The following is a 24,695-nucleotide window of genomic DNA, read 5'->3' as shown; positions in this document are numbered from 1 at the left end:
ATTGGACTAAAGACCTTAAAAAATCATTTGTTTCGCGCCGTTCGTGCAAAGAGACTCGGCCTGAGCGCTCGAAACCGTTACTCTATGCCGCTGATTTTTTGTATTTCTTCGAGGTAGCACCCGTGTTTTCCGATTTCGCCCTGCACGAACGCCTGCTTAAAGCTGTGGCCGAGCTTAAATTTGTCGAGCCTACACCTGTGCAGGCAGCGGCCATTCCGCTCGCGCTCGAAGGGCGTGACCTGCGGGTTACAGCTCAAACCGGAAGTGGCAAAACCGCCGCTTTCGTCCTGCCGATTCTCAATCGCCTGATTGGTCCAGCCAAGATCCGTGTCAGCATCAAAGCGTTGATTTTGCTGCCAACCCGTGAGTTGGCTCAGCAAACGCTGAAAGAAGTTGAGCGTTTTTCACAGTTCACGTTCATCAAGTCCGGTTTGATCACCGGTGGTGAAGACTTCAAGGTTCAGGCAGCCATGCTGCGCAAGGTGCCGGATATTCTGATCGGTACGCCCGGCCGTTTGCTGGAGCAACTGAACGCGGGCAACCTGGACTTGAAAGAAGTCGAAGTGCTGGTGCTCGACGAAGCTGACCGCATGCTCGACATGGGCTTCTCCGAAGACGTTCAGCGTCTGGTTGATGAGTGCCCGAACCGTCAGCAAACCATGCTGTTCTCGGCCACCACGGGTGGTTCGGGCCTGCGCGACATGATCGGCAAGGTGCTGAACAACCCTGAGCACTTGCAGCTCAATCAGGTCAGCCAACTGAACGCGACCACGCGTCAGCAGATCATCACCGCTGACCACAACCAGCACAAAGAGCAGATTCTTAACTGGCTGCTGGCCAACGAGACCTACCAGAAAGCCATCGTTTTCACTAACACCCGCGCCATGGCGGACCGTATCTACGGTCGTCTGGTGGCTCAGGAGTACAAGGCGTTTGTCTTGCACGGTGAGAAGGATCAAAAGGACCGCAAGCTGGCTATCGACCGTCTGAAACAGGGCGGCGTCAAGATCCTGGTCGCCACGGACGTGGCGGCGCGTGGCCTGGACGTTGAAGGTCTGGATCTGGTGATCAACTTCGACATGCCGCGCAGCGGCGACGAATACGTTCACCGCATTGGTCGTACCGGTCGTGCTGGCAACGATGGCCTGGCAATCTCTCTGATCTGTCACGGTGACTGGAACCTGATGTCCAGCATTGAGCGTTACCTGAAGCAAAGCTTCGAGCGCCGCACCATCAAGGAAGTCAAAGGCACCTACGGCGGACCGAAAAACGTCAAGGCCTCCGGCAAGGCTGTTGGCGTGAAGAAGAAAAAGACCGACGCCAAGGGCGTCAAGAAGAAGTCGGGTGCCAAGGCTCCGACCAAGCGCAAGATCGCTAACCGTCCTAAGACCGACGCGCTGTCGCTGGTCAGTAAAGACGGCATGGCTCCGCTCAAGCGCCGCAAGCCTGAAGCACCAGCGGCTGAGTAAAGCCCGCTTTTTACTGTAGGAACCAGCTTGCTTGCGATCTTTTAAAAATCAAAAGACCGCGAGCAAGCTCGTTCCATCAGGGTCCGCTTGACGTTTTTCCTTCAGTAAAACGTGCGTTCAGCCTTGAACGTCAACAAGCCATCACACTGCGCGTTCTGCCCTGAATAGGCAGAGCACTCACCCCCGTCGAGGCTTGAGTCGCTGTAGATCACGTTCAGGTCTATGCCCATCCAGGGCCGCGAGAAGGTGATCGACCAATCGTTGAAAGCATGCACGTTGCCGCCCTCGGCGAGGGACACCGGTGTGCCCAATTGGTGGGTGGTGTATTTCATGCTGACGCCGATGCCGAAGGGGCGATTGACGCCAAGGTCCGCAAAGACAGTGCTGTCGCGCCGGTCTGGGTCATTACTGAATGCGGCACCCAAACGAGTGCCCAGCAGTGTGAGGCCGGCATAAAACTGCTGGCTGTCCATGGGCCTGACCTTGGGGTAGCTGTAGTGAATCATCCCCAGTTCGTAGCTCAGAGTCTTGTCGAAAGGGTGTTTGTAACCCAGGTAGGAGTCGACTTCGAGGTTGCTGCCTGGCTTGATCCCCATGGTGGGTGCCCATTGGCCAGCGTACCAGCCGCTGTCATGCGTCAGGTCCAGTCCGCCATGAAAGGTCGAACCGGGGCTGGTGGGCTTGACCAGTCCCTGTGCCATGCTGCGGCTCGGCTGGGTACCCAGCTTGAGGTCAAAATCGCCAAGCTCACGCGAAAACACCTGCGCATTTACAATCGCACTGGTCAGCAAGGTCCCTGTGAGCAGTAAAGCCCGTGTGAGCATGGTTCACTCCCTTGACAGCTGGATGCAGTGATTGGCTCGAAGGCTTGATCTAGAGGGGTTTAAGAATACGGATGAATGCCGGTAGGTGAGTACCGTTCGTCGATTTCTCGATTTGAGGGGGCGGGGTAATTCGAGAGTCCTAGCGCTTTGGGAAGGCAAAGCGCATGAGGACCAGATGACGCGGGGGTATTACTTTTTGCCCAGCGTAATTTGCTTGGACGGGCCGAAAGTTTGGCCGCTGACACCTTTATCAATTTGCTGGATCTCGCCACCCGACTTCAAGAATGCGGCAATTTGCGCATTGATTGAATCACTGGTTTCAACAGCGGGAGCTGGCTTTGCTTTGCTGGCGGATGCTTTTACACGCATGGCGGCTATTGACCTGTAGAAAATAACTTGGTCAACGAGAGTACCTGAAATACTTGACAATTGCTTGTTAAATATCTTCCTAAAATAATAAGGGAGCATAATCATGGGCATAAACAGCCGCGCAATAACCTGCTAACTCGCTGTTTTAATTAAGAACAGGGTGGGTGATTTGAGGTCATTCGCGTGGCCTGAGGGTTGTCGCAGGCTGACGAATGGTGTGTGAGGCGCTGCAAAAAATCCTGATAAATCAGGCGTTTTGCAAAAAAATTCAACACCGGGCTGCGTCGCTCCAATTCACTCCTCTAAACTCGGGTAGAATGCTGCCCACGTAATGAGGGTATTGGACATGGCTTTAATCGGTCGCTACAACAGTTTGCAAGTGGTGAAACATACAAACTTCGGTTTGTATTTAGATGGTGGGGCTGACGGCGAAATTCTGTTGCCCAATCGTTATATACCCAAAGATATTCCCAGTGAAGATGAAGACTGGCTCAATGTATTTGTTTATTTGGACAGTGCTGACAAGTTAATTGCCACCACTGAAAAACCAAAAGTTCAGGTCGGTGAGTTTGCCAGTCTTAAAGTCGTCGAAGTTAATAGCATCGGTGTATTCCTTGATTGGGGCCTGCCGAAAGATTTGCTATTGCCGTACTCCGAAGAAAAGCGCCAGATGACCGCCGGCGAATACGTAGTGGTGCACGTCTACCTCGACAAGCACACTCGTCGCATCACGGCCACGGCCCGCCTGGATCGTTACCTGGACAAAACTCCGGCCAATTATCAGGTCGGCCAGGAAGTTGATCTGCTGGTGGCCGAAGCCACCGACATGGGCTTTAAAGCCGTGATCAACAATAAGCACTGGGGTTTGATTCACAAAAACGAAGTGTTCAAGTTTTTGCGTGCGGGCAAGCAAGAAAAAGGCTTCATCAAGGAAGTTCGCGCTGACGGCAAGATCAGCCTGAGCCTGCAACCCGTAGGCCAGGAAGCCGCCAGCAGCCTGAACTCCAAGATCCTTAGCAAGTTGCGTGAAAACAATGGCGTGCTGCCGGTCAGCGATAAAAGTGCTCCCGAACTGATCAGCAGCCTGTTTGGTGTCAGTAAGGGCAACTTTAAAAAAGCCATCGGCTCGCTTTATAAAGAAGGCAAGATTGCGATCCACCCGGACCGTATCGAGCTGGTCTGAGGCAGCGGCAAACGAAAAACAGGTGGGCGATTGCGACCTGTGGAGTTCTGCTGGCTCGACATATGCCCTGTGGGAGCGGGCTTGCCCGCGATGAAACAGGCGCTTTTCTTCAGAAAAGCCGCCTCGTCTGCATCGCTGGCAAACCAGGCGTCCACAGGCAGTGGCGTGCTCATGTAACCTTGGGTGTCATAGCTATTCCATAACAACAACGGCAAAAAGGGGGTGCGGCATGAGAAAAGTAGTGTGGGCGTATGTCGGTGCATTGCTGGCTTTTCTGGTGCTTGACGGCCTTTGGCTGGGCGTGCTCATGAGTTCTACCTATAAAGAACTATTGGGTACGTTGATGCTGGCACAACCCGAGTGGGGCCCCGCGACGGCGTTCTACGTGCTGTATGTGCTGGGCGTTGTGTGTTTCGTTGTGTTGCCCGCCCTCGCTCGCGGCAGTGCCCGCAGAGCTGCACTGATGGGCGCCTTCTTTGGGCTGGTTGCTTATGGCACTTACGACTTGAGCAACTGGGCAACCCTGCAAGGCTGGTCTGCCCAACTGGCCTTGATGGACATGGCCTGGGGCGCACTGCTGACGTGCCTGGCATCGTTGTCGGGCTATTGGACAGCACGCAAACTGACGGCTTGATTCATTCCTTTTTGACACGTCGTTTTCTGCGCTGTCTTTGATCTTTTTGGGTGTAGCTATGAGTGTTTCGCGGCGAGCAACGGATGCGTTCGCACTGCAAGTCATGTTGGGTCTGTGCCTGATCTGGGGCATGCAGCAGGTAATGATCAAGGTCGCAGCACCCGACATTTCACCCGTCCTGCAGGCCGCAGCGCGCTCCGGCATTTCGGCGCTGCTGGTGGGCCTGGTGATTTGCTGGAAGGGCGGCTGGAGCCAGGTGCCGAGTACCTGGCGTGGCGGCTTGCTGGCAGGCGCTTTGTTCGGCCTGGAGTTCTTCTTTATCGCCAAGGGTCTGCAGCTGACCACCGCTGCCCATATGTCAGTGTTCCTCTATACCGCACCTATTTTTACTGCGCTTGGCGTGAACTGGTTGTTGCCCAGTGAACGTCTGCGGCCGTTGCAATGGCTAGGGATCTTCCTCGCGTTCCTGGGGATAGCCTTCTCCTTTGCTGGCGGGATTTCGTTTGCCGACATGGACCGCGACATGCTGCTGGGTGATACCTGCGCAATCCTTGCAGGCATGGCCTGGGGCGTCACTACTGTGGTCATACGCGGGTCCAGGCTGTCTGAAGCCCCCGTCACATTGACCCTGTTTTACCAATTGATGGTTGGTTTTGTCGGGCTGCTGGTGATTGCTCTTTTTAGCGGGCAAATCACTCATTTCAGCCTGACGCCAGTGGCCGTGGGCAGCGTGTTGTTTCAAGGGCTGGTGGTGTCGTTCTTCAGTTACCTGGTGTGGTTCTGGCTGCTCAAACGTTATCTGGCCTCCAATCTGGCGGTATTTTCGTTTATGACACCCCTGTTCGGGGTGACTTTCGGTGTCTTGTTGCTGGGTGAGCCTTTGAGTTTCAACTTCGCCGTGGGCGCAGTGCTGGTATTGCTCGGCATCACGTTTGTCAGCGCGGAGCAGTGGGCACGTCGCAAGTTGCGCGCACTGCTGCAAAGTTGATCAACTGCAAAGCCAGTCCCCCGGCCAGCAACAACCCGCTGGCGGCGATGATCAGCGCCGGGTGCAGGCTGCCACTGAAGTGACTGCTGAGGGCCGCCAGCAACGGACCGCACAACTGGCCTACGGCAAAACAGGCGGTCAGTAAGGCGGCATTGCGCTGGGTGGCATGCGGCGCAATGTCCCTTGAACTTTGCATCACCAGCGCCATGCAGGCCAGGAATGGCGTACCGCACAGGATCACGCCCAGCGCCAGACCTGCCCGGCTGGGTAACAAGCAGGCCAGAACGCCCGCAGCCTGAAGCCATAGCGCCGCCATCAGCCACTGGCGCGTGGTACGAGGCGAGGGGCGATGAAAACTGATCAGTAGCACGCCAATCGCCGCGCACAATCCAAAGGCTGGCCAAAACAAATCGGCTTGCCACTGGCCATGAAATTGGGCGCTGGCCATTTGCGACAAAAACGTTGCCGGGATGATATAGCCCAAGCCATACAAGCCATAAATCGCCCCCAGGCGGCTGATGCCGGGGTGACGAGTGCCCGAGGACGCAGCCTGCACCGGGGAGGCGAGTGGGCTCGATTGCGGCAGGATCGGCATAATCACCAGCATCATAAGCAGTGCTGCGACTGCATAGATCAGCCATAGCATGGACGAGTTTTGCCCCCATACAGTGGCGAGCAGCGCCAGCAAGCCGGTGAGGAGCACGCCTGCGCCAGGTCCGGCGAACACCAGAGCCCCCAGGCGAGGACGATTAGCGCTAACGGCGATTTGCTGGCTGAGCGAGGTGATCATCACCATGACCCAGGCACTGGCTACTCCGGCGCCAAAGCGCAACAGCAAGTGCGGCCAAAAACCTTGGGCCCAATACGAAACCAGCGTCAGCAGCACACACAGCCACAACCCGAGATGCAGGCGATCACGCACTTGCTCCGGGCGTTTGGCGCGAATGGCGTCCAGTGCGCCGATTAAATACCCCAGGTAGTTGGCGGCCGCAATCAAACCTGCGCCGGTCAGGTCGATCTGGCCCTCGCTGATCAAGTGCGGCAGTTGCGGAGTCAGTGAGAAACGGCCAATCCCCATGGCCATCATGAGTGCGATAAAGCTGGCGAGTAAGCGGGTCACTGGCGACATGGTGATGATTCCTGCGGTGGGACAATGACCGTCAGGCTAGTGGTTATTGACTTTCTCTAAAATTGAATAATAGTGAGTAACTTGTTCAGTTATGGAGAATGTTGTGGAGTTCAGCCAATTACGGATTTTTCAGGCGGTTGCCGAAGAAGGTTCGATCACCCGTGCGGCTGAGCGTCTGCACAGAGTGCCCTCCAACCTGTCGACCCGGCTCAAGCAGTTGGAGGAGCAGATGGGGGTCGAATTGTTTATACGCGAGCGCCAACGCCTACAATTGTCGACGGCTGGCAAAGTGCTGCTCGATTACACGGCGCGCCTGTTTGCCCTGCACGATGAAGCCTTGAGCGCGGTGCAGGGCGGGGTGCCATCGGGTAAATTCACCCTCGGTACTATGTACAGCACGGCTGCGATTCATTTGCCCAGTTTGCTGGCGTGTTATCACCGCACCTACCCGGCGGTGAACCTGCATGTGCAATCGGCGCCCAGCGGCGAATTGCTTGAGGGTTTGCTGACGGGCCGTCTGGACGCCGCGCTGGTGGACGGCCCGCTGGAGTTGGCCGGGCTGGATGGCGTTGAGTTTTGTGAAGAACAACTGGTGCTGATCAGTGATCTGGATCACCCGCCCATTACCCGGGCCCAGGACGTGCAAGGGCAGGAAGTATTTGCTTTCCGCCAAGGCTGCTCCTATCGGGCGCGCCTTGAAGCCTGGTACGCCAGTGATCGGGCGGCCATGGGCCGAGTCATGGAGATCGAGTCCTATCAGGGCATGCTGGCCTGTGTGGTCGCCGGGTCGGGTGTAGCGCTGATGCCCGCCTCGATGCTGGCCAGTTTGCCGGGGCGTGAAAATGTCGGTGTACATCCCTTGAAACAACCTTTTGCCACCGCCACTACGTGGTTGATGTGGCGAAAAGGCATGCTGGGCGCCAACTTGAATGCGTGGATAGAGCTGCAGCAGACGTCACCGCTGAAAAACAGTGCTATTGCAGTGCAACGATTGGCATCGGCGTGAGTCCACAAGGGGCGCAATTAGCCTAAAGTTCATTGACCTTAAGCAAGCATCTTGTAGGACTTAGGACTATTATCTGTACGAAGCGACAACAGAATCCTGTCGCCAGAGTGGCCCCAAGGGGGAAATATGAAAGACAAACTGAAAAATTGGCTGCATGACGTCGGTGTTGCACTGGGCCTGATTGAGCCGCCGTTACAACCGGTACCGATTCCGGTCGAAGATCCACGTCGCCGCCCGCAACGTCGCCGCTAAGGTTTGAGTTGCGTAACAGAGCGCGTGTTTTTGAGGTCTGCTGATTCTTGGCTGCAAGGCAGCCAAGGCTCCAGGCTGGTAATACGAATACTGCATTGAAAAAAAGGGGCACGACCTCCGACGTCGTACCCCCTGAAGAGCGCGTGTATCAGACGGCGCTGGCCAGTGTGGCGGGGCGTCGATCCAGCAGGCTGACCACGATAAAACTGACAAGCGCTACGCCCAGGCTGTAGTAGATGGGGGTGTTGGCGTCCAGGCCATCCTTGAACATAAACACCAGTGCCGTAATAAAACCCAGGCTCATGCTGCTGATGGCGCCTGCGGTGGTGGCGCGCTTCCAGTAAATCGCCCCGATCAATGGCACCAGCATGCCGCCAACCAACAGGTTGTAGGCCAGCGTAAGGGCGCTGATCACATCGTTGACCACCAGGGCGATAGCCAGCACCGCAAAGCCGGTGAGCAGGGTGAAGAGGCGGTTGATCTTCAGGTTTGATTGCTTGCCGCCGCGCAACGTGGGCAGCAGGTCTTCGGTCAATACCGTGGATGCTGCGAGCAAGCCTGCACTGGCGGTCGACATCATGGCTGCCAGCGCCGCTGCAATCACCAGCCCGCGAATACCATCGGGCAGCGACACTTTAACGATGGCCGCAAACGCATTGTTGACGTTGTCCAGGTCCGGGATCAACACATGGGCAGCCATGCCGATCAGCGCGCAGGTCAGGCCGTACACAATGCAATAGAAGCCTGCGAACGTGCCGGCGTACTTGGCCACCTTGGCTGTTTTGGCGGTAAACACTCGTTGCCAAATGTCCTGGCCGATCAGAATCCCGAAAAAGTAAATCATGAAGTAGGTAATGATCGTGTCCCAGCCGATGCTGGTGAAGCTGAAGTTCGACGCAGGCAGCTTGCTCACCAGTTCTTCCCAGCCACCGACGCGGTACATGCAAATCGGCAGCAGGACGAACATCAGGCCCACGGTCTTGATCACAAATTGCACGATGTCGGTCAGGGTCAGCGACCACATACCGCCGATGGTCGAATACACCACGACCACACCGCCGCCGAGCAGAACCGAGACCCAGAACGGCAGCCCGAACAGCACTTCAAGCACGGTGCCGATGGCCAGAATCGAGGTCACGCCGATCATCAGAGCATAAGCCAGCATGATCACCGCGCTGGCCTGGCGGGCCATCGGGTTGTAACGCTTCTCCAGCACTTGGGTCACGGTGAAGATTTTCAGCTTGAGCAGCGGCTTGGCCAGAAACAGGTTGAGCGCGATGATCCCGCAACCCAGGGCTGCACACAGCCAGAAACCCGAAATGCCGTGTACATAACCCAAGCGCACGGTGCCGACGGTCGACGCGCCGCCCAGCACGGTGGCGGCCATGGTGCCCATGTACAGCGTCGGACCCAGGTTGCGTCCTGCGACCAAATAGTCTTCGTGGGTTTTTGCCTTGCGCATGCCGTAGTAACCCAGCACCAGCATGGCCGCAGCGTAGATAAGGACGACGAGTAGATCTAAAGCCATGATGGCAAGTCTCCGATTATTTTTTTTATGAGGCGGTCAGGCGGTGTGTGGCTTCACCGGGTTGTTGGCTGTGGTCTTGGGCGTGCCCCGTGAATCGTTGGGTGCGAACACCGCTGCAGGTTCCGGGAACAGACTGAGCAGAGCCAGGTACACCAGCGACGCCAACCCGAGGGTTACTGGCAAGCTGATATCAATGCCTTCGGCCAGATTGCCCAGCGGCCCGACGAACTGCCCCGGCAGGTTGACGAAGCACAGGCCCACCAGCGCGCTGGGGATCCAGGCGCCCAGACCGCGCCAGTTCCAGCCCTGCTTGAACCAGTAACGGCCGCCACTTTCGCCACGGGTGAAGACTTGCAAGTCATCCGAGCAATAGAAACCGCGCCGCACGATCAGGCCGATGATCATGATCACCATCCATGGCGTGGTGCAGGTGATGATCAACACGGCGAAGGTCGACACGCTTTGCACCAGGTTCGCCGCGAAGCGTCCGATAAAGATGAAGGCAATCGACAGCACGCCGATCAGCAACGTCGCTTTTACCCGTGAGAGCACTCGTGGAAACACACTGGACAAGTCCAGGCCGGTGCCATACAGCGATGTGGTCCCGGTGGACATGCCGCCGATCAGCGCGATCAGGCACACCGGCAGGAAGAACCAGCTCGGGGCCACGGCCAGCAGGCCACCCACATAGTTATTGGCCGCAATATAGTCCGGCGCCTTGCTGGCGACGATGGTCGCCGTGGCCAGGCCAAACAGAAACGGGATCAAGGTGGCGATTTGAGCCGCAATCACCGCCAGCATGATTCGCCGTTTCGGGGTGTTGCGCGGGATGTAGCGTGACCAGTCGCCGAGGAAGGCGCCGAAGGAGATCGGGTTGCTCATCGCCACCAGCGCCGCCCCGATAAAAGCGGCCCAGAAACCGGTTTGGCCGATCGCCACCGTGCCCGCGAAATGGCTATCAAACGTGGGAGCAAAGGCGAAGATGCCCAGCAGAAACAGCAAGCTGGCGGCCCATACGGCAATGCGGTTGACCCACAGCATAAAGCGGAAGCCATAGATGCACACCGTCAGAACCAGAATCGCGAACACGCCGTAGGCCAGGCCCAGGGTAAGGTCGGTCTCTGGAAGACCGATCATCCGTTTGGCCCCTCCGATCAACGCATCACCGGAACTCCACACCGACAGTGAGAAGAAGGCGATGGCTGTGAGCAACGAGAGAAACGAGCCGACAATTCGTCCGTGCACACCAAAGTGCGCCCCTGAAGACACTGCGTTGCTCGTGCCATTGATCGGGCCGAACAGGCCCATCGGTGCCAGGATCACTGAGCCCAGCAACACGCCCAGCACAATGGCGCAGGCGCCGGCCTGGAACGACAAGCCAAACAGCACCGCAAAACTGCCCAGCACTGCAGTGGCAAAGGTATTGGCGCCGCCGAAAATCAGTCGAAACAAATCGCTGGGTCTGGCATTGCGCTCGTTGTCCGGAATCTGTTCGACGCCGTGGGTTTCAATTTGACGCACAGTATTTTGGTTATTTTTATTATTCATGATCATCTCCGATCACATTGGCTAAGGGGGCGGCAGCCCTTCCGGCATAGCGGATAAATGTTCGTGACAGGCCAGCCACAGGCCTTCTTGTTCTTGTGTGCCAGACCGTTGTCTCTTGAAGACAATGGTCTCGCGCTCCTGGCTAAAGAATTGCTCCCCTTGCATGCGCAGCTCGGTGGCCACGTCATGCACAAAAATCGCCATGTCACCTTGCAGGCTGACAAAAGCGTTACTCGAGGTGCACGACAGCACCTCGAACCCTTCCTCCTGCCGCCAGCTGTCCCACAACGCCTGGTAGGCATCGCGACTCAGCAGTGGCTGGGGCAAGGTGTAAAACACAAAGCTGGCATCTACGCTGAAGGCGCCGAAGTAAGCCTCGCGATCATTGCGGGCGAAGGCTGACACCAGATCGGCGGCAGCGCTTAAAACCTCATCGTGTGCGCTCATGAGCGGGCCTCAGCGATGGGCTACGCCGGGCAATACGCAGAGCATTTCGTAGAGCAGGTTTGCGCCCAGCAACGAGGTGTTGCCGGTGGTGTCGTACGGCGGCGAGACTTCTACCAGATCGCAGCCGATCAGGTCGAGGCCTTGGCAGCCGCGAATCACCTCAATGGCTTGAATGGTGGTCAGTCCGCCGATTTCCGGTGTGCCGGTGCCGGGAGCCCATGCAGGGTCGATACCGTCGATGTCAAAGCTCAGGTACACCGGACCATCGCCGACTTTTTCCCGTACTTCAGCCATCAGCGGGGCCAAGGATTTGTGCCAGCACTCTTCAGCCTGAACCACGCGGAAACCTTGTTTTCGGCTCCAGTTGAAGTCTTCAGCGGTGTAGCCCTGGGCGCGCAGGCCGATTTGCACGACCCGGTCACAGTCCAGCAAGCCTTCTTCTACGGCGCGGCGGAACGTGGTGCCGTGGGCGATTTTCTCGCCAAACATGTGATCGTTCACATCAGCGTGCGCATCGATATGCACCAGGCCGACCTTGCCGTGCTTCTTATGAATGGCCCGCAGGATCGGCAGGGTGATGGTGTGATCCCCGCCCAGGGTCAGCGGGATGACATTGTGCTCAAGGATTTCGTCGTAGGCTTCTTCGATGATGCGCACAGCGTCCAGCAGATTGAAGGTATTGATTGCCACATCGCCGATGTCGGCCACCGACAGCGAGTCAAATGGCGCAGCCCCTGTGGCCATGTTGTAAGGGCGGATCATCACTGACTCGGCGCGGATCTCGCGCGGACCAAAACGGGTACCGGCGCGCAACGAAGTACCGATGTCCAGAGGTACGCCAATAAAGGCAGCGTCCAGGCCAGCGGCCGATTGCAGGTGCGGCAGGCGCATCATGGTGGCGATGCCGGCGAAGCGCGGCATTTCATTACCGCCCAGTGGTTGATGAAGAATTTTTTCCACGGGATAGGCCTCGTCGTCTGTTGTGGTTATTGCGGCCGATTCTGCGAAAGGGGCGCGCCGGGAAGAATCCCTGCGGGCAAATACTTACTTCAGGTTTTTCTAAACTAAGGGCAAGGCTCGGGTTAGACTTGGGCCTCAAAATTTAGGCTCAACATCGCCCGTAGGAGCGAGCTGAGGCCAGCTCGCCCCCAAGACAGATGTAGAAAGTGAGTCATTCATGAGCAACGCTTTACCCGATCTAAAACTATTAAGAATTTTTGCCAGCGTGGTCAGGCATCAGGGTTTCGCCAATGCGCAGCAGGCACTCAACCTGTCGACCTCGGCCATCAGCACCTACATGAGCCAGCTTGAGTCCAAACTGGGGCTGGTGCTGTGCCATCGCGGTCGAGGCGGGTTCACCCTGACCAGCAAAGGCGAATTGTTTCATCAGGAAACCTTGCGCCTGTTAGGCGAGCTGGAGGGCTTTGAGCAATATGCCGCCGCGCTCAAGGGCGAACTGCGCGGCACGCTCAATCTGGGTGTCATTGATTCCACCGTCAGCGATAAGGCCTTGCCCTTTGCCGAGGCCATTGGCGCCTACAGCCAGGAGCACCCGGCCGTGCACCTGCATTTGTCAGTCATGAGCCCCTACGAATTGCAGCTGGGTGTGCAAGACAATCGGTTGGACTTGGCCATTGGCGCATTTTCTTCGCGCATGAGCGGTCTGGTCTATCAGCCGCTGTATCGCGAGCAACACTGGTTGTATTGCAGCACGCGGCATCCTCTGTTCAGCGAGCGGCGGATTCCCGAGCCGGTGATTACTCAGCAGCGCATGGTCGGACGCGGTTACTGGAGCCAGGCCGAACTGGCGCGGCACGGCTTCAAGCACAGTGCAGCAACCGTCGACAGCATGGAGGCGCAACTGATTCTGGTGCTGTCGGGTGCTTATATTGGCTACTTGCCCGAGCATTACGCCGAGCCTTGGGTAGAAAAGGGCGACTTGCGCGTGCTGCTGCCAGCGACCTTTGGTTATCAGGCACCGTTTTCAATGATCGTACGCCGTGGCCGCAGTCGAGAGCCGCTGATCCAAACCTTCCGTGATCTGCTCAAAGCGCAGCTCAATCAACCCTGAACGAGAGCTTTACCTCTATGTCCCGAGCACAATGCCCTCGCTGCTTGCGCCCGCAAACGCACTGCCTGTGCGAATTGATCCCACAATTGCACAGCCGCACCCGTGTCTTGTTGTTACAGCATCCGAGTGAGGTCAACCATGCGCTGAACACTGCGCGTCTGGCAGCCTTGGGGTTGAGCAATGCCGAGTTGCGAGTGGGCGAAGTGTTTGAGGACCTGCAGAGCATGCTCAGCCCGCCGGAGTATCAGGCGTGCTTGTTGTTTCCGGGGGAGGGCGCGCAATTGCTCCAGCCGGGTATTGGCGAGGAGCAACCGCTGTTGCTGGTGGTGCCGGATGGCACATGGCGCAAAGCGCGCAAGCTGCTGCACCTCAACCCATTGCTGGCGCAACTACCCCGCGTGACCTTGCCCGAAGGCGCGCAATCGCGTTATCGGCTGCGTAAAGCCCCTGGGCCGGGCGCCTTGTCGACCGTGGAAGCCATCGTGCAGGCGCTGGACATTCTCGAAGCGCCCGCTTCATTCGCCCCTCTGCTGCGCCCGTTTGAAGCGCTGATCGGAGGGCAAATAGAAGCCATGGGCGCTGAGACTTATCAGCGTAACCATGGCGATAAATCGCAGTAACGCCATTTGTGGGAGCTGGCGGAGGCTTCGATCTTTCAACCCTCAAAAGATCGCAGCCTTTGGCAGCTCCCACCCAAAACAGAGAGCGGCTTAACGCTTTTCCAGGGTTTTTTGCCGCAGGATGTAAATGCTCACCAGCACCGCGCTGGTCAGCATAAAGCCGCGTGCCCACGGCAATGGCACCAGGAAGCAAGACACGCCAATGCTCAGCCACATCAACCCAATGGCGTAGACCTTGCCCTTGAGCGGAATGCCGTTGCCGTCCAGATAATCACGGATCCATGGCCCCAGCCGAGGATGCTCGACCAGCCATTGGTAAAAGCGCGGAGAACTGCGCGCAAAGCAGGCGGTAGCCAATAACAGAAAGGGGGTAGTAGGTAAAACTGGCAGGAAGATACCAATAACCCCCAGCACTACGCTCAGCCAGCCAATGGCAAACAGAACATAGCGCAACAGCCGCGAACGGCTGTTGAAAGGGGGTTGAGTCACTGAATCAGTGATGACGCGGCTTGAGGATGGCCGGCTTTTCGTCAGGTGCGTTGCACAGCAGGTACAAAGCGGTCAGGGCTTCCGGGATCTGGACAATCATGTCGTCCATCAGGTTGGCGTCCTGAGCGATGTCAGCGAATTCAGGCTGGTCGTCGAACAGACCCGACCCCACCATGATCGGCAGCAGCATCTCGCTGACTTCTTCTTCGGCGGTTTCGAACCAGGCGGCTTCGCGCATGAAAACGCCTTCCATGAAACCGACACACCAGCCGCGCAAATCGGAATCGTCTGGCTCGTCGCCCAGATCCAGATCGCAGGGCAGTTCGAATTCTTCATCCGAAGCCAGTTGGCGAGCGATGTGCGCCTTGAGTTGAATGAGGGTGCCTTCGATCTCGGCGCGCTGGGCGTCGTCCTTGTAATGCGGGGCTTCGGAGAAGATCGCATCAATCCACTCGCGCTCAGGGACTTCTTCGCTGCAGATGGAAAGAGCCGTCAGGTAGCCGTGAGTGGCTACGTAGTCCAGCGCCTCGTCATGCAGCTCGTCAGCGTCGAGGAAGGCTTGCAGGCGGGTTAGTTGCTCAGCGAAGGACATTGAAGGACTACCTAGAAAATAAACAATAACGAATTCTAGGCTTTCTTGAGCTTCCAAGCCAGTCGCAGGGCACATTTGCCATCACTTCCCGGTGATCGGCACTGCAATCAGAGCGCCCTGCGCGAGGGAGTGCTCGGGTATACTGCCGCGTTTTGTGATGCCCTGCGGTTCATGCAGCGGATCCAGCGCCCTGCGCCCGAGCTTTTTCAGATGCTTGCGGCCGCGCCGGATCCCGCTGGCGCAGGGGTGTTTCGGCGATTTCTGGAGTTTCTATGCTCGAACAGGCTCAACGCGTACTCAAAGACATCTTCGGCTACGACAGTTTCCGTGGCCGACAAGGTGACATTATTGAGCGCGTGGCCAGTGGTGGCGACGCTTTAGTGCTGATGCCCACCGGCGGCGGCAAGTCCTTGTGCTTTCAGGTGCCGGCCTTGCTGCGCGATGGACTGGCGGTAGTGGTCTCGCCGTTGATCGCGCTGATGGATGATCAGGTGGCCACGCTTGAAGAGCTGGGAGTGGCCGCCGCCGCCCTGAACTCGACGCTGAGCGCTGAACAGCAACGAGAGCTGGCCAGCCGTATCAAGCGTGGCGAAGTCAAAATGCTCTACCTGGCGCCTGAGCGCCTGGTGCAGCCGCGGATGATGGCGTTTCTGCAGGGCCTGGACATCGCCCTGTTTGCCATTGATGAAGCGCATTGTGTGTCGCAGTGGGGGCACGACTTCCGTCCCGAATACCTGCAATTGGGCCAACTGGCCGAAATGTTTCCGCATGTGCCGCGCATCGCCCTGACTGCCACGGCTGACAAGCGGACCCGTGAAGAAATCGTGACCCGTCTGCATCTGCAGGACGCGGAGCGCTTTTTGTCGAGCTTTGACCGGCCGAATATTTTTTATCGCATTGTGCCCAAAGAGCAGCCGCGCAAGCAGTTGCTGGCATTTCTCTCTGAGCGGCGCAGCGATGCCGGCATCGTCTATTGCCTGTCGCGCAAAAAAGTCGACGAAGTGGCGCAGTTTCTCTGCGATCAAGGTTTCCCGGCCCTGCCGTATCACGCGGGCTTGCCCAGCGAGACGCGTGCCGCCAACCAAAAGCGCTTCCTCAACGAGGAAGGGCTGATCATGGTCGCGACCATTGCGTTCGGCATGGGCATCGACAAATCCAACGTGCGCTTCGTGGCCCACCTGGACCTGCCCAAATCCCTCGAGGCCTATTACCAGGAAACCGGGCGCGCAGGCCGTGACGGTTTGCCGGCTGACGCGTGGATGGCCTACGGCCTGCAAGATGTGGTGATGCTCAAGCAAATGCTGCAAAACTCTGAAGGCGATGAGCGCCACAAGCGTCTGGAGCACCATAAGCTCGACGCCATGTTGGCTCTGTGTGAAGAAACCCGCTGCCGTCGTCAGACCTTGCTCGCTTATTTTGATGAAGACATGCCTCAGCCTTGTGGGCATTGCGACAACTGCGTCGACGGCGTGCAAACCTGGGACGCCACCGAACCTGCGCGTCAGGCGTTGTCAGCGATATACCGTACGGGTCAGCGTTATGGCACCGGGCACTTGATCGACGTGTTGCTGGGCCGTGAGAACGAAAAAACCCGCAGCATGGGGCATCAGCATCTGTCGGTGTTCGGTGTTGGCAAAGCCCGTGCAGAGGGCGAATGGCGCACGCTGTTCCGTCAATTGGTGGCCCGTGGTTTGGCTGACATTGATATTGAAGGTTATGGCGGGTTGCGTCTGAGCGACACCTGCCGCCCGTTGCTACGCGGTGAAGTGACACTGGAGCTGCGTCGCGAGCTCAAGCCGCAAACCTCGGTCAAGAGCAGTTCTGCCAGTCCGGCCAGCCAATTGGTTCGTGGCGACGAGCGCGAACAGTGGGAGGCCTTGCGTGCCTTGCGGCGCAAGCTGGCTGAAGAGCATGGCGTGCCGCCTTACGTCATCTTTCCCGATTCGACCTTGCTCGAAATGTTGCGCAGCCAGCCGACTTCGTTGTCCGACATGGCCAAGGTCAGTGGCATTGGTGCGCGCAAGCTGGAGCGCTACGGCGAGGCGTTCCTCGACGTGTTGGGCGGGCAGGCCGACACCCCGAAAGTGGTCGCGGACATTCGCCACGAACTGATCAGCCTGGCGCGCGCCGGTATGACCCCGCTGCAGATTTCCGGGCAGTTGCAATGCTCTGAAAAGAACGTCTACACGATGCTGGCAGAAGCCATCGGTCGGCAGGAGTTGTCGCTGGAGCAGGCCCTGGACTTGCCCGAAGACCTGATGGAAGAAGTGCAGGATGCGTTCCTGGATGGCGAAGGCGAGTTGCCAAGCGTCGCCAGCATTGCCGAACAGTTCAAGGGGCGGGTGCCCGAAGGCGTGCTGTACTGTGTGCGCGCCGCTCTGCAATCCGAGTTTGAGATGTAACGGTTATCAGAAAGTAACGAATTGATTGACTTATAGACCTTGCCTATGAGCAAGCTCCATGCTTAGCTGACTAACAATTAGTTTCACTCTATTTCAGTCTAACCGTTGAGTTTTTTATGCCGTTAACCGATCAACACCGCTTTGGTATGCAACTGGCCCAAATGTCCCGTGGCTGGCGCGCTGAACTGGATCGACGCCTGGCCGGTCTGGGCTTATCACAAGCGCGCTGGCTGGTACTGCTGCATTTGGCGCGATTTGACACTGTGCCGACTCAACGCGAGTTGGCACAGAGCGTTGGTGTAGAAGGGCCGACCCTGGCGCGCTTGCTCGACAGCCTTGAAGCGCAAGGGCTGGTGCAACGCCACGCGGTGCTGGAAGATCGCCGGGCCAAGAAAATCGTCTTAAGTGATTCTGCACGGCCTTTGATCGCACAGATCGAGGCCATTGCCAGCGCGCTGCGCCAAGAGCTGTTTGTCGGTGTTGATGAAGAAGAGCAGCGCATCTGTCTACGCGTGCACAAGCGAATCCTGGAAAACCTCGAGAAACAATAATTTTCGAGGCTTCTCACATTCTGTGTGAGCTGACGAAGGCTGCGATCTTGTGATCTTGAAAATCAAAAGATTACAGCCTTCGGCCGCTTCCACAAAAATAGAGGCATCAGCCTTTAAAACGTCTGCCCCAAGTTCAAATACAGCGCCTGCTGACTGTCCGTGTTGACGCCATAGCTGAAATTCAACGGGCCCAGCGGTGTGTCAAAGCCGATAAAAATGCTCGCTGCATTGATATAGCCGCTGTCGAATTCATTGTCGTTATTCCAGGCGCGACCACGTTCCAGTGAGGCACCGGCATACAGCGGGAAATCAAACGGCAAGTACGAGCGCGGCGTCAGGCGGCGGTAGTAAACGGCACGCATCAGGCTGATGTTCTGCCCCGAAATCGAGTCCTGCCTGAACCCCGACAACTGCCGCGCACCGCCGAGCAAGAAACTCGACGTGACGATGTTGGCCTGATCCAGCGTTCGCCCATAACGCCCGCCCAAAATCCAGGTGTTCGGACCTGAGCTCAAGGCCTTGTCCAGATTGAATTCCCATTGGCGGTAACGCTCATCCGAGCCCAGTCCAGGTTCAAATTGGCGCATGCTCAGGCTGATATCTTCGCCGGAGTGCGGAAAATAGACGTTGTCCAATGAATCGAATGAATACTTCACGTCATAGAAGCCCTCATTGAAGCTGGCGCTTGGTAAATCACGTTCGCCAATTCGCACATTGGCCTCACCCCAAGCTTCACCGACGCCTACACGGATTTCACCACTGTTACCAATTTGACGACCGAAGTTCAGGCCAAATCCGTAGCGCTCCAGGCGGTACTCAGCGATGGGGTCGTTATCGAGAATGGCTTCGATGTTCTGTGACTGGGCATTGATATACGGCGCGACAAAGTAGCGCGAGCCAGCATCCAGCGGCTGGTAGAACTCGCTGTACAACTCTTGCTGATCGCCAATCTGCGCCCGCGTCAGCCACTCGGCGCCCAGCCGATTGATGCCGTTGACCCGGTAGCTGGCGCCCAGATTAAACGCACTGCCTCCGCGCATGTCGTCTGACAGATTGATCCCCAGTCGCAGGTAATCAGTGCCGCTGCGCTTGGCTCGGGCCGTGATCACCAGCGTTCGATCCTGGCCCTTGTGCGCCACGCGGTATTGCACCTGGTCAAAATAATCCAGGCCATACAGCGTGCCCATGTCTCGTTGCAGGCGGGCCAGGTCGAGCGGCTCACCGACGGGCTGGCGAATGTAATAGCGGATGACCGAGTCATCGATTTTCGAGTCGTTTTCGATCTTGATCGCTGTAATGACCGGGGTCCGCTCCTCGGCGGAGCGGGCGCTGGTCAGTTGCGCATCGGCGGGTTGGCGCAGGCTTGCCATACGTTGTTCAAGGATCTGTGTGGCGCGATACCCGGCATTGATGATCTCTTCTGAGCGGCCAAAATCAGTCGCGCCAATGCTGGCAAGTGCAGGCTGAATCAGTATGTCGTTCGGCTTCAATGACGCCAGCTGTACTTCAGAGTTGCTTCGGGTCATCAGGGTGATGGATTGGTTAAGAATGTCGAATACAGTGTTGAGTTGCTTGCGCCCGCGCAGCGGGGTACCGATGTCGACCACAATCACTCTGTCGACACCCATCTCGCGCGCCACGTCCACCGGGATGTTGTCGACCATGCCACCATCGACCAGCAACTGGCCATTGATTTCAACCGGCGCAAACACCGCCGGGATCGACATGCTGGCGCGGATGACTTGCGGTAAGTGGCCTTTGCGAAACACGACTTTCTCGCCATTGACGATGTCGGTTGCCACCGCGCGGAACGGGATGGGCAGCTTGTCGAAGTCGCGAATGTCGCTGCTGTGGGCTAACAGGCTTTCGAGCAGTAACGCGAGGTTTTGCCCCTGAATCACCCCCAATGGCAGACCGAGGCTGCCATCGTCGCGAAAACTGAGTTTTTGTCTGACCAGAAAATCACGGTCGTCCTGTTTGCGTCGAAACGGTACGTCTTCTCGGGCGGGGCTGTCAGACAAGGCCTTTTGCCAGTCGATGCTCAGCGCGAGTTTTTCCAGTTCGTCGATCTTGTAACCCGAGGCATACAGACCGCCGATCACCGCGCCCATGCTGGTGCCAGCGATGGCATCAATGTGAATGCCTTGTTCTTCCAGTGCTTTGAGCACGCCGACATGGGCCAGGCCACGGGCTGCGCCGCCGGATAACACCAGGCCGATTTTCGGTTGTGTTTTTTCAGCGGCAAACAGCCCTAATGGGCATAAAAACAGGATCAGGCAGATCAGCAGGCGGCGCATCATGGGTCTCTGGGCAAGCGACAAAGGCGGCTATTATAGCGGCGCCTTTCACTCCAGGAGTTTGAGAAACATGTCTGCCAGCAAGCCGCAAATTGTCATTACTTATTGCACGCAATGTCAGTGGTTGCTTCGCGCTGCGTGGCTGGCGCAAGAGCTGCTCAGCACCTTCGCCGACGATCTGGGCCGGGTTGCGCTGGAACCGGCCACTGGTGGGGTGTTCCGTATTACCTGTGACGGCGTGCAAATCTGGGAGCGCAAGGCCGATGGCGGCTTTCCAGAGGCCAAGGTGCTCAAGCAGCGGGTGCGCGACCAGATCGACCCGCAGCGCGACCTTGGCCATAACGACCGGGCTTAGTGAGTCGCTGAATCAAGTGCTCCTTTAGCCGGGGGCGGGCCGCTGGCCATGCGACTCGACACGACAATCGCGACGATGATCAACATGCCGCCGAGCAGCATGCGCACGGTCGGGGTTTCGTGGAACAGCAGCCACGCCAGGGTGATGCCATACACCGGTTCCAGAGCGAAGACCACGGCGGCGGTGCGGGCCTTGATCACCGCCAGACTGGCGACAAACAGGCTGTGCGCAACGCCGGTGCAGAACACGCCCAGCAGGCCGATCCACAACCAGTCCTGCGCACGCACCTCGCTCAGGCCCGGCGCGGCGAAAGGCAGCAGGCACAAGGCGACCACCGCGTTTTGCCACATTGCCGCCTGCACGGCTGGAACCCGCCCGGAGTTGGCCCGGTTATTCAGCGACAACAGTGAGAACAATAGGCCGCTGGCAATTGCCCAGAGCAGTCCTTCAGTGGCCTGACTGGCCAGATCAAAGCTTGGGGTCACCAGAATCAGGCCAACGCTGACCAGCACCACCAGCACAATTTCGTTAAGGCGGATGCGCTCACGGAAAATCAGCCCTTCCAGAATGACTGTAAACGCCGGAAAGCTGGCAAAGCCCAAGGTCGCAATCGCCACCCCGGCAATCTTCACCGCCACGAAAAAGCTGACCCAATGCCCAGCCAGCAACAAGCCGCTGATCAACAGGTTGCGTGCGTCGCGCAGCGCCAGTTTTTTCCAGCTCGTGCCTTTGGCCAGTGCCGCAAAGCAGGCGAGTGCCAGCACCGCGAAGCCGGCGCGGCCAAACACAATAATGGAGGCCGACGCGGCGGCGAGTTTGCCGAACACGCCGGTCAGGCCGAACATCAACGCGCCAATATGCAGGGCGCCCAAGGCGGTACGCGGGGTCATTGCAATCCTTAAGTCGATACAGGCAAGGCGAGCAGTTTAAGGGGCGGGCGGCTGAGCTGTCTGTCGCCAGGCTTGCCTCAGTTGTCGCCAGACTCGCGGCGCAATGCCGAGGGCGAGGCGCCAAATTCGCGCAGCATTGCAGCGCTAAAAGCGCTTTGCGACGCGTAGCCGACCTGGCTGGCGACTTCACCTACCGGCAGATGGCTGTGACGCAACAACTGCAATGCGCTGTTCAGACGGCGCTGGCGGATGTAATCCATGGGCGTGAGCCCGCATTCACTGAGAAAGCGGCTGTGCAAGCGGGCGCAGGACAAACCGGCGATACGGGCCAGATCCGCGACTTGAAGCGGGTAGGCGGCATGTTGATCGATGTAGGCGTCCAGCGCGGCAAACGGCAGCCGTTTTGCCGCAACCGACTCGGCGGCGCTGTTATTGAGGCTGGCCAACAGCAAGATGGCGCCTTGGCGTGCAATCACGGGGTCGTTCATCGGGCTACTGGCCAGCCAACTCACCAACTGGTGCTGTTTGGCATCCAGGCTTAAATGCCCGGCATTGTCGAGCAGGCGGCGGCTGGCGTCGGCATGGCTGCCCAGCGATTCGCCCAGCCAATCCTGGTCTGGCACATCGAGTACCAGGCAATGGCTGCCTTGTTCACTGCCGCAGGTATGATGCGCGCCTGCGGGTACCACGACCAGATGCTGTTGACGCAGCAGGCGGACGCGGCCGTCGACCTCGAAGTCGAGCTTGCCGGACAAGCTGATCACCACTTGCGCGTGCTCATGGCTGTGCGCAATCACGTCGTGACGGTAATGACGCAGTGACAGGATCTGGCCCATGGTGACCTCTTGAATGACCGTACCCATCGCAGTGGGAGCGGGTTTGGCGATGTGAATCAGTGGCGCCAAAACGCTGGAATGCACAATACGAACACGGTAATGATCTCCAGGCGCCCAAGCAACATGCCGAGTGACAGGATCCACTTGGCGGCATCCGGCAGGCTGGCGAAGTTGCCGGACGGCCCGATGATTTCACCCAGCCCCGGCCCCACGCCGGATACAGTGCTGGCGGCGCCGGTGAGAGCCGTCATCCAGTCCAGTCCAAGCAGCGACAGTGCCAATGCGATCACGCAGATGGTGATAGCAAAGAAGAACGAAAAGGTCAGAATCGAGCGCACGATTTCTTCGTCGAGACGGTGGCCGTTGTATTTCTGCTTGATCACCGCTCGTGGGTGAATCAATTGGTTAAGGTTGGCCTTGAGCAGGATATAGGCGACTTGAAAGCGGAAAATCTTGATCCCGCCTGCTGTCGAGCCCGAACAGCCGCCGATAAAGCCCAGATAGAAAAACAGCATCAGTGAGAAATTGCCCCACAGGCTGTAGTCGCCCAGTGCAAAGCCGGTGGTGGTCACCACGGATGTCACGTTGAGGGCCACGTGGCGGAAAGCGTCCCACCACGGCATGTGAGTGGTCCACCACAACCAGGTGCCGAGTACGAGCCAGGTCACCACCAGTAGCCCGAGCAAGCCTTGGACCTGTTGATCCTTGATCAGCGCTCGGCGATGACCGCGCAAGGTGGCGACGTACAAGGTAAACGGCAGGCTGCCAAGAATCATCACCGCAATCGCCACCCAGTGCACCGCCGGTTGCGTCCACTTGGCCAGCGACTGATCAGACGTCGAGAACCCGCCGGTGGAAATCGCTGACATCGCGTGGTTGATCGCGTCGAACACGCTCATGCCCGCCCACCAGAACGCCAGACTGCCGACGATGGTGATGCTGACATAAGTGGCCACAATCAGACGCGCCACCATGTGCGAGCGGGGCATGACTTTTTCGGAGCGGTCAGATGACTCGGTCTGGAACAGGCGCATGCCGCCGATGCGCAGCAACGGCAGAATCGCTACCGCCATGGCGATAAAGCCGATGCCGCCGAGCCAGTGGAGCATCGAGCGCCACATCAGAATGCCGGGTGACATGGTGTCCAGGCCGCTTAATACGGTCGAGCCGGTAGCGGTGATTCCGGACATGCTTTCGAAAAACGAGTCGGTGTAACTGATGTGCTGCGTCAGCAAAAAGGGCAGCGCGGCGAAAATACACACCACCAGCCAACTGGAGACTGTCAGCAGGTACATATCGCGCGGGCGCAGGTGCACTTGCTCCGGGCGCCCAGGAATCACTAGAGCCAGACCGGCGACGAAGGTAATCAGGCTGGCCCACAGAAAGGATGGCAAGTCGCCCATGCGCTCAAAAATGACCAGCGTCAGCATCGGCACGGCCATGCTTACGGCGAGCGTAATCAGGAAGATGCCGATAATAAAACCGATGATCCGTAAGGTCGGCAACGCCATGAAGTCAGCTCGGGCAAGAAGGGGGGCGCCATTCTACCTGTGGGCCGGGTTATGTAAACCGCCAGACCTTCGGTGGATACCGTTAGAATAGCCGCACATTTTCTTCAGGAGGTGGCCAATGGAGGCTCTCGACGCTTTGCTTCACCGTGTTTCTGCTCCGCGCTTGCTGGACCCTGCGCCGTCGGCCGAGCAACGCGAAGTCCTGTTTGCGGCGGCCTTGCGCGCGCCGGACCATGGTCAACTGCGGCCTTACCGTTTTTTGACCGTTGAAGGCGAGGCGCGCAATCAATTGGGTGAAATCCTCGCCGAAGCTGTGCAGGGGCAGGGTGGCGACGTCACTCAGGCCGCACTGGACAAGGCCCGTGCCATGCCATTGCGTGCGCCGCTGGTGGTGGTGGTCATCGCTCGCTTGCAGGATCACTTCAAAGTGCCCAAGTCTGAGCAATTGATTACAGCGGGCTGCGCCGCTCACGCGATTGAACTGGCGGCCTACGCTCAGGGCATTGGCGCGGTATGGCGCACCGGCGAGCTGTCGTATAACGCCCATGTGGCCAAGGGCCTGGGGCTGACCGATGGGGAAGAAGTGGTTGCGTTCCTGTACTTGGGCACCCCGCAGAATGAACTGCGAGATGCGCCGAAAGTGAGCAGCGCCGAGTTCGTCAAGGCGTGGTCGGTGTAATACACATGCATGCCTTTTGTAGGAG

At 58.0% G+C, this 24,695-nt stretch carries 25 protein-coding genes; 12 read left to right on the top strand and 13 right to left on the bottom strand.

The genetic code is table 11. From position 1 onward, the window contains the following. Nucleotides 1–122 precede the first annotated feature (122 nt). Nucleotides 123–1,469 carry a DEAD/DEAH box helicase gene (locus tag ACIQYF_RS07100; RefSeq protein ID WP_402858626.1) on the top strand — a complete coding sequence of 449 codons (1,347 nt, stop codon included), beginning with the start codon at nucleotides 123–125 and terminating at the stop codon, nucleotides 1,467–1,469. 101 nt (nucleotides 1,470–1,570) lie between these two features. On the opposite strand, the gene ACIQYF_RS07095 is transcribed toward ACIQYF_RS07100, so the two are convergent. Further along, nucleotides 1,571–2,293: a TorF family putative porin gene (locus ACIQYF_RS07095; RefSeq protein WP_402858623.1), complete on the bottom strand. Its 723-nt coding sequence runs from the start codon at nucleotides 2,291–2,293 to the stop codon at nucleotides 1,571–1,573. A 189-nt stretch (nucleotides 2,294–2,482) separates the two neighbouring features. Continuing rightward, complete coding sequence (locus ACIQYF_RS07090) at nucleotides 2,483–2,662, bottom strand: hypothetical protein (protein ID WP_019410559.1); 180 nt, start codon at nucleotides 2,660–2,662, stop codon at nucleotides 2,483–2,485. 346 nt (nucleotides 2,663–3,008) lie between these two features. Between ACIQYF_RS07090 and ACIQYF_RS07085 the strand changes: the two genes are divergently transcribed. From ACIQYF_RS07085 to ACIQYF_RS07075, 3 genes are all read left to right on the top strand, one after another. Then, nucleotides 3,009–3,845 carry a S1 RNA-binding domain-containing protein gene (locus ACIQYF_RS07085; RefSeq protein ID WP_019410560.1) on the top strand — a complete coding sequence of 279 codons (837 nt, stop codon included), beginning with the start codon at nucleotides 3,009–3,011 and terminating at the stop codon, nucleotides 3,843–3,845. Nucleotides 3,846–4,074: 229 nt separating this feature from the next. Next, the gene (locus ACIQYF_RS07080; protein ID WP_402858619.1) at nucleotides 4,075–4,479 is read left to right on the top strand and encodes a DUF2177 family protein; all 405 of its coding nucleotides are present in this window, start codon (nucleotides 4,075–4,077) and stop codon (nucleotides 4,477–4,479) included. A gap of 58 nt (nucleotides 4,480–4,537) precedes the next feature. Continuing rightward, nucleotides 4,538–5,467, top strand: coding sequence for a DMT family transporter (locus tag ACIQYF_RS07075; RefSeq protein ID WP_402858616.1), 930 nt, complete (start codon nucleotides 4,538–4,540; stop codon nucleotides 5,465–5,467). On the opposite strand, the gene ACIQYF_RS07070 is transcribed toward ACIQYF_RS07075, so the two are convergent. Then, a complete protein-coding gene (locus tag ACIQYF_RS07070; RefSeq protein WP_402858613.1) occupies nucleotides 5,415–6,596 on the bottom strand; it encodes an MFS transporter in 1,182 nt (393 codons plus the stop codon). The two genes, ACIQYF_RS07075 and ACIQYF_RS07070, sit on opposite strands and share 53 nt — an antisense overlap. A 103-nt stretch (nucleotides 6,597–6,699) precedes the next feature. Between ACIQYF_RS07070 and ACIQYF_RS07065 the strand changes: the two genes are divergently transcribed. Together ACIQYF_RS07065 and ACIQYF_RS07060 are read left to right on the top strand one after the other, a co-directional pair. Then, complete coding sequence (locus ACIQYF_RS07065) at nucleotides 6,700–7,602, top strand: LysR substrate-binding domain-containing protein (RefSeq protein ID WP_402858610.1); 903 nt, start codon at nucleotides 6,700–6,702, stop codon at nucleotides 7,600–7,602. 126 nt (nucleotides 7,603–7,728) lie between these two features. Next, complete coding sequence (locus ACIQYF_RS07060) at nucleotides 7,729–7,854, top strand: PA1414 family protein (RefSeq protein WP_401093853.1); 126 nt, start codon at nucleotides 7,729–7,731, stop codon at nucleotides 7,852–7,854. 148 nt (nucleotides 7,855–8,002) lie between these two features. Here ACIQYF_RS07060 and ACIQYF_RS07055 read toward each other — a convergent pair whose 3' ends face one another. The 4 genes from ACIQYF_RS07055 to speB are packed head-to-tail and all read right to left on the bottom strand — an operon-like array spanning nucleotide 8,003 to nucleotide 12,337. Further along, entirely contained in the window at nucleotides 8,003–9,382 is a 1,380-nt protein-coding gene (locus ACIQYF_RS07055) for a sodium:solute symporter (protein ID WP_402858606.1), read from the bottom strand. 36 nt (nucleotides 9,383–9,418) lie between these two features. Then, the gene (locus tag ACIQYF_RS07050) at nucleotides 9,419–10,930 is read right to left on the bottom strand and encodes a purine-cytosine permease family protein (RefSeq protein ID WP_402858602.1); all 1,512 of its coding nucleotides are present in this window, start codon (nucleotides 10,928–10,930) and stop codon (nucleotides 9,419–9,421) included. A 21-nt stretch (nucleotides 10,931–10,951) separates the two neighbouring features. After that, nucleotides 10,952–11,377: a YybH family protein gene (locus ACIQYF_RS07045; RefSeq protein WP_402858599.1), complete on the bottom strand. Its 426-nt coding sequence runs from the start codon at nucleotides 11,375–11,377 to the stop codon at nucleotides 10,952–10,954. Between the two features lie 9 nt (nucleotides 11,378–11,386). Next, entirely contained in the window at nucleotides 11,387–12,337 is a 951-nt protein-coding gene (gene speB, locus ACIQYF_RS07040) for an agmatinase (RefSeq protein ID WP_402858596.1), read from the bottom strand. Nucleotides 12,338–12,554: 217 nt separating this feature from the next. Between speB and ACIQYF_RS07035 the strand changes: the two genes are divergently transcribed. Both ACIQYF_RS07035 and ACIQYF_RS07030 read left to right on the top strand, forming a co-directional pair. After that, nucleotides 12,555–13,448: a LysR family transcriptional regulator gene (locus ACIQYF_RS07035; RefSeq protein WP_402858593.1), complete on the top strand. Its 894-nt coding sequence runs from the start codon at nucleotides 12,555–12,557 to the stop codon at nucleotides 13,446–13,448. Between the two features lie 17 nt (nucleotides 13,449–13,465). Continuing rightward, nucleotides 13,466–14,068, top strand: coding sequence for a tRNA-uridine aminocarboxypropyltransferase (locus ACIQYF_RS07030; RefSeq protein WP_402858590.1), 603 nt, complete (start codon nucleotides 13,466–13,468; stop codon nucleotides 14,066–14,068). Nucleotides 14,069–14,158: 90 nt separating this feature from the next. On the opposite strand, the gene ACIQYF_RS07025 is transcribed toward ACIQYF_RS07030, so the two are convergent. Beyond that, nucleotides 14,159–14,557 carry a YbaN family protein gene (locus ACIQYF_RS07025; RefSeq protein ID WP_402858587.1) on the bottom strand — a complete coding sequence of 133 codons (399 nt, stop codon included), beginning with the start codon at nucleotides 14,555–14,557 and terminating at the stop codon, nucleotides 14,159–14,161. A gap of 4 nt (nucleotides 14,558–14,561) precedes the next feature. Continuing rightward, nucleotides 14,562–15,149, bottom strand: a complete 588-nt coding sequence (locus ACIQYF_RS07020) for a UPF0149 family protein (RefSeq protein ID WP_402858584.1) — start codon at nucleotides 15,147–15,149, stop codon at nucleotides 14,562–14,564. Between the two features lie 272 nt (nucleotides 15,150–15,421). Between ACIQYF_RS07020 and recQ the strand changes: the two genes are divergently transcribed. Continuing rightward, entirely contained in the window at nucleotides 15,422–17,551 is a 2,130-nt protein-coding gene (gene recQ, locus ACIQYF_RS07015; RefSeq protein ID WP_402858581.1) for a DNA helicase RecQ, read from the top strand. 116 nt (nucleotides 17,552–17,667) lie between these two features. Further along, complete coding sequence (locus ACIQYF_RS07010) at nucleotides 17,668–18,102, top strand: MarR family transcriptional regulator (RefSeq protein ID WP_402858578.1); 435 nt, start codon at nucleotides 17,668–17,670, stop codon at nucleotides 18,100–18,102. A gap of 113 nt (nucleotides 18,103–18,215) precedes the next feature. Here ACIQYF_RS07010 and ACIQYF_RS07005 read toward each other — a convergent pair whose 3' ends face one another. Then, complete coding sequence (locus ACIQYF_RS07005) at nucleotides 18,216–20,399, bottom strand: patatin-like phospholipase family protein (protein ID WP_402858776.1); 2,184 nt, start codon at nucleotides 20,397–20,399, stop codon at nucleotides 18,216–18,218. Nucleotides 20,400–20,469: 70 nt separating this feature from the next. Between ACIQYF_RS07005 and ACIQYF_RS07000 the strand changes: the two genes are divergently transcribed. Next, entirely contained in the window at nucleotides 20,470–20,754 is a 285-nt protein-coding gene (locus ACIQYF_RS07000; RefSeq protein ID WP_402858575.1) for a SelT/SelW/SelH family protein, read from the top strand. Here the strand turns inward: ACIQYF_RS07000 and ACIQYF_RS06995 are convergent. From ACIQYF_RS06995 to ACIQYF_RS06985, 3 genes are all read right to left on the bottom strand, one after another. Continuing rightward, nucleotides 20,751–21,644, bottom strand: coding sequence for a DMT family transporter (locus ACIQYF_RS06995; protein ID WP_402858572.1), 894 nt, complete (start codon nucleotides 21,642–21,644; stop codon nucleotides 20,751–20,753). The two genes, ACIQYF_RS07000 and ACIQYF_RS06995, sit on opposite strands and share 4 nt — an antisense overlap. Nucleotides 21,645–21,721: 77 nt before the next feature. After that, nucleotides 21,722–22,480 carry an AraC family transcriptional regulator gene (locus ACIQYF_RS06990; RefSeq protein ID WP_402858773.1) on the bottom strand — a complete coding sequence of 253 codons (759 nt, stop codon included), beginning with the start codon at nucleotides 22,478–22,480 and terminating at the stop codon, nucleotides 21,722–21,724. A 56-nt stretch (nucleotides 22,481–22,536) separates the two neighbouring features. Further along, a complete protein-coding gene (locus tag ACIQYF_RS06985; RefSeq protein ID WP_402858569.1) occupies nucleotides 22,537–23,991 on the bottom strand; it encodes a TrkH family potassium uptake protein in 1,455 nt (484 codons plus the stop codon). A gap of 118 nt (nucleotides 23,992–24,109) precedes the next feature. Between ACIQYF_RS06985 and ACIQYF_RS06980 the strand changes: the two genes are divergently transcribed. Beyond that, on the top strand, nucleotides 24,110–24,670 hold the full coding sequence (locus ACIQYF_RS06980; RefSeq protein ID WP_402858566.1) for a nitroreductase family protein: 561 nt from the start codon (nucleotides 24,110–24,112) through the stop codon (nucleotides 24,668–24,670). The last annotated feature ends 25 nt before the right edge of the window (nucleotides 24,671–24,695 follow it).

This window comes from Pseudomonas sp. NPDC096917 (assembly GCF_044762555.1).
Classification (GTDB): domain Bacteria; phylum Pseudomonadota; class Gammaproteobacteria; order Pseudomonadales; family Pseudomonadaceae; genus Aquipseudomonas.
The sequence above is the reverse complement of the archived record's forward strand: the minus strand, read 5'-3'. Positions and strand labels throughout refer to the sequence as shown.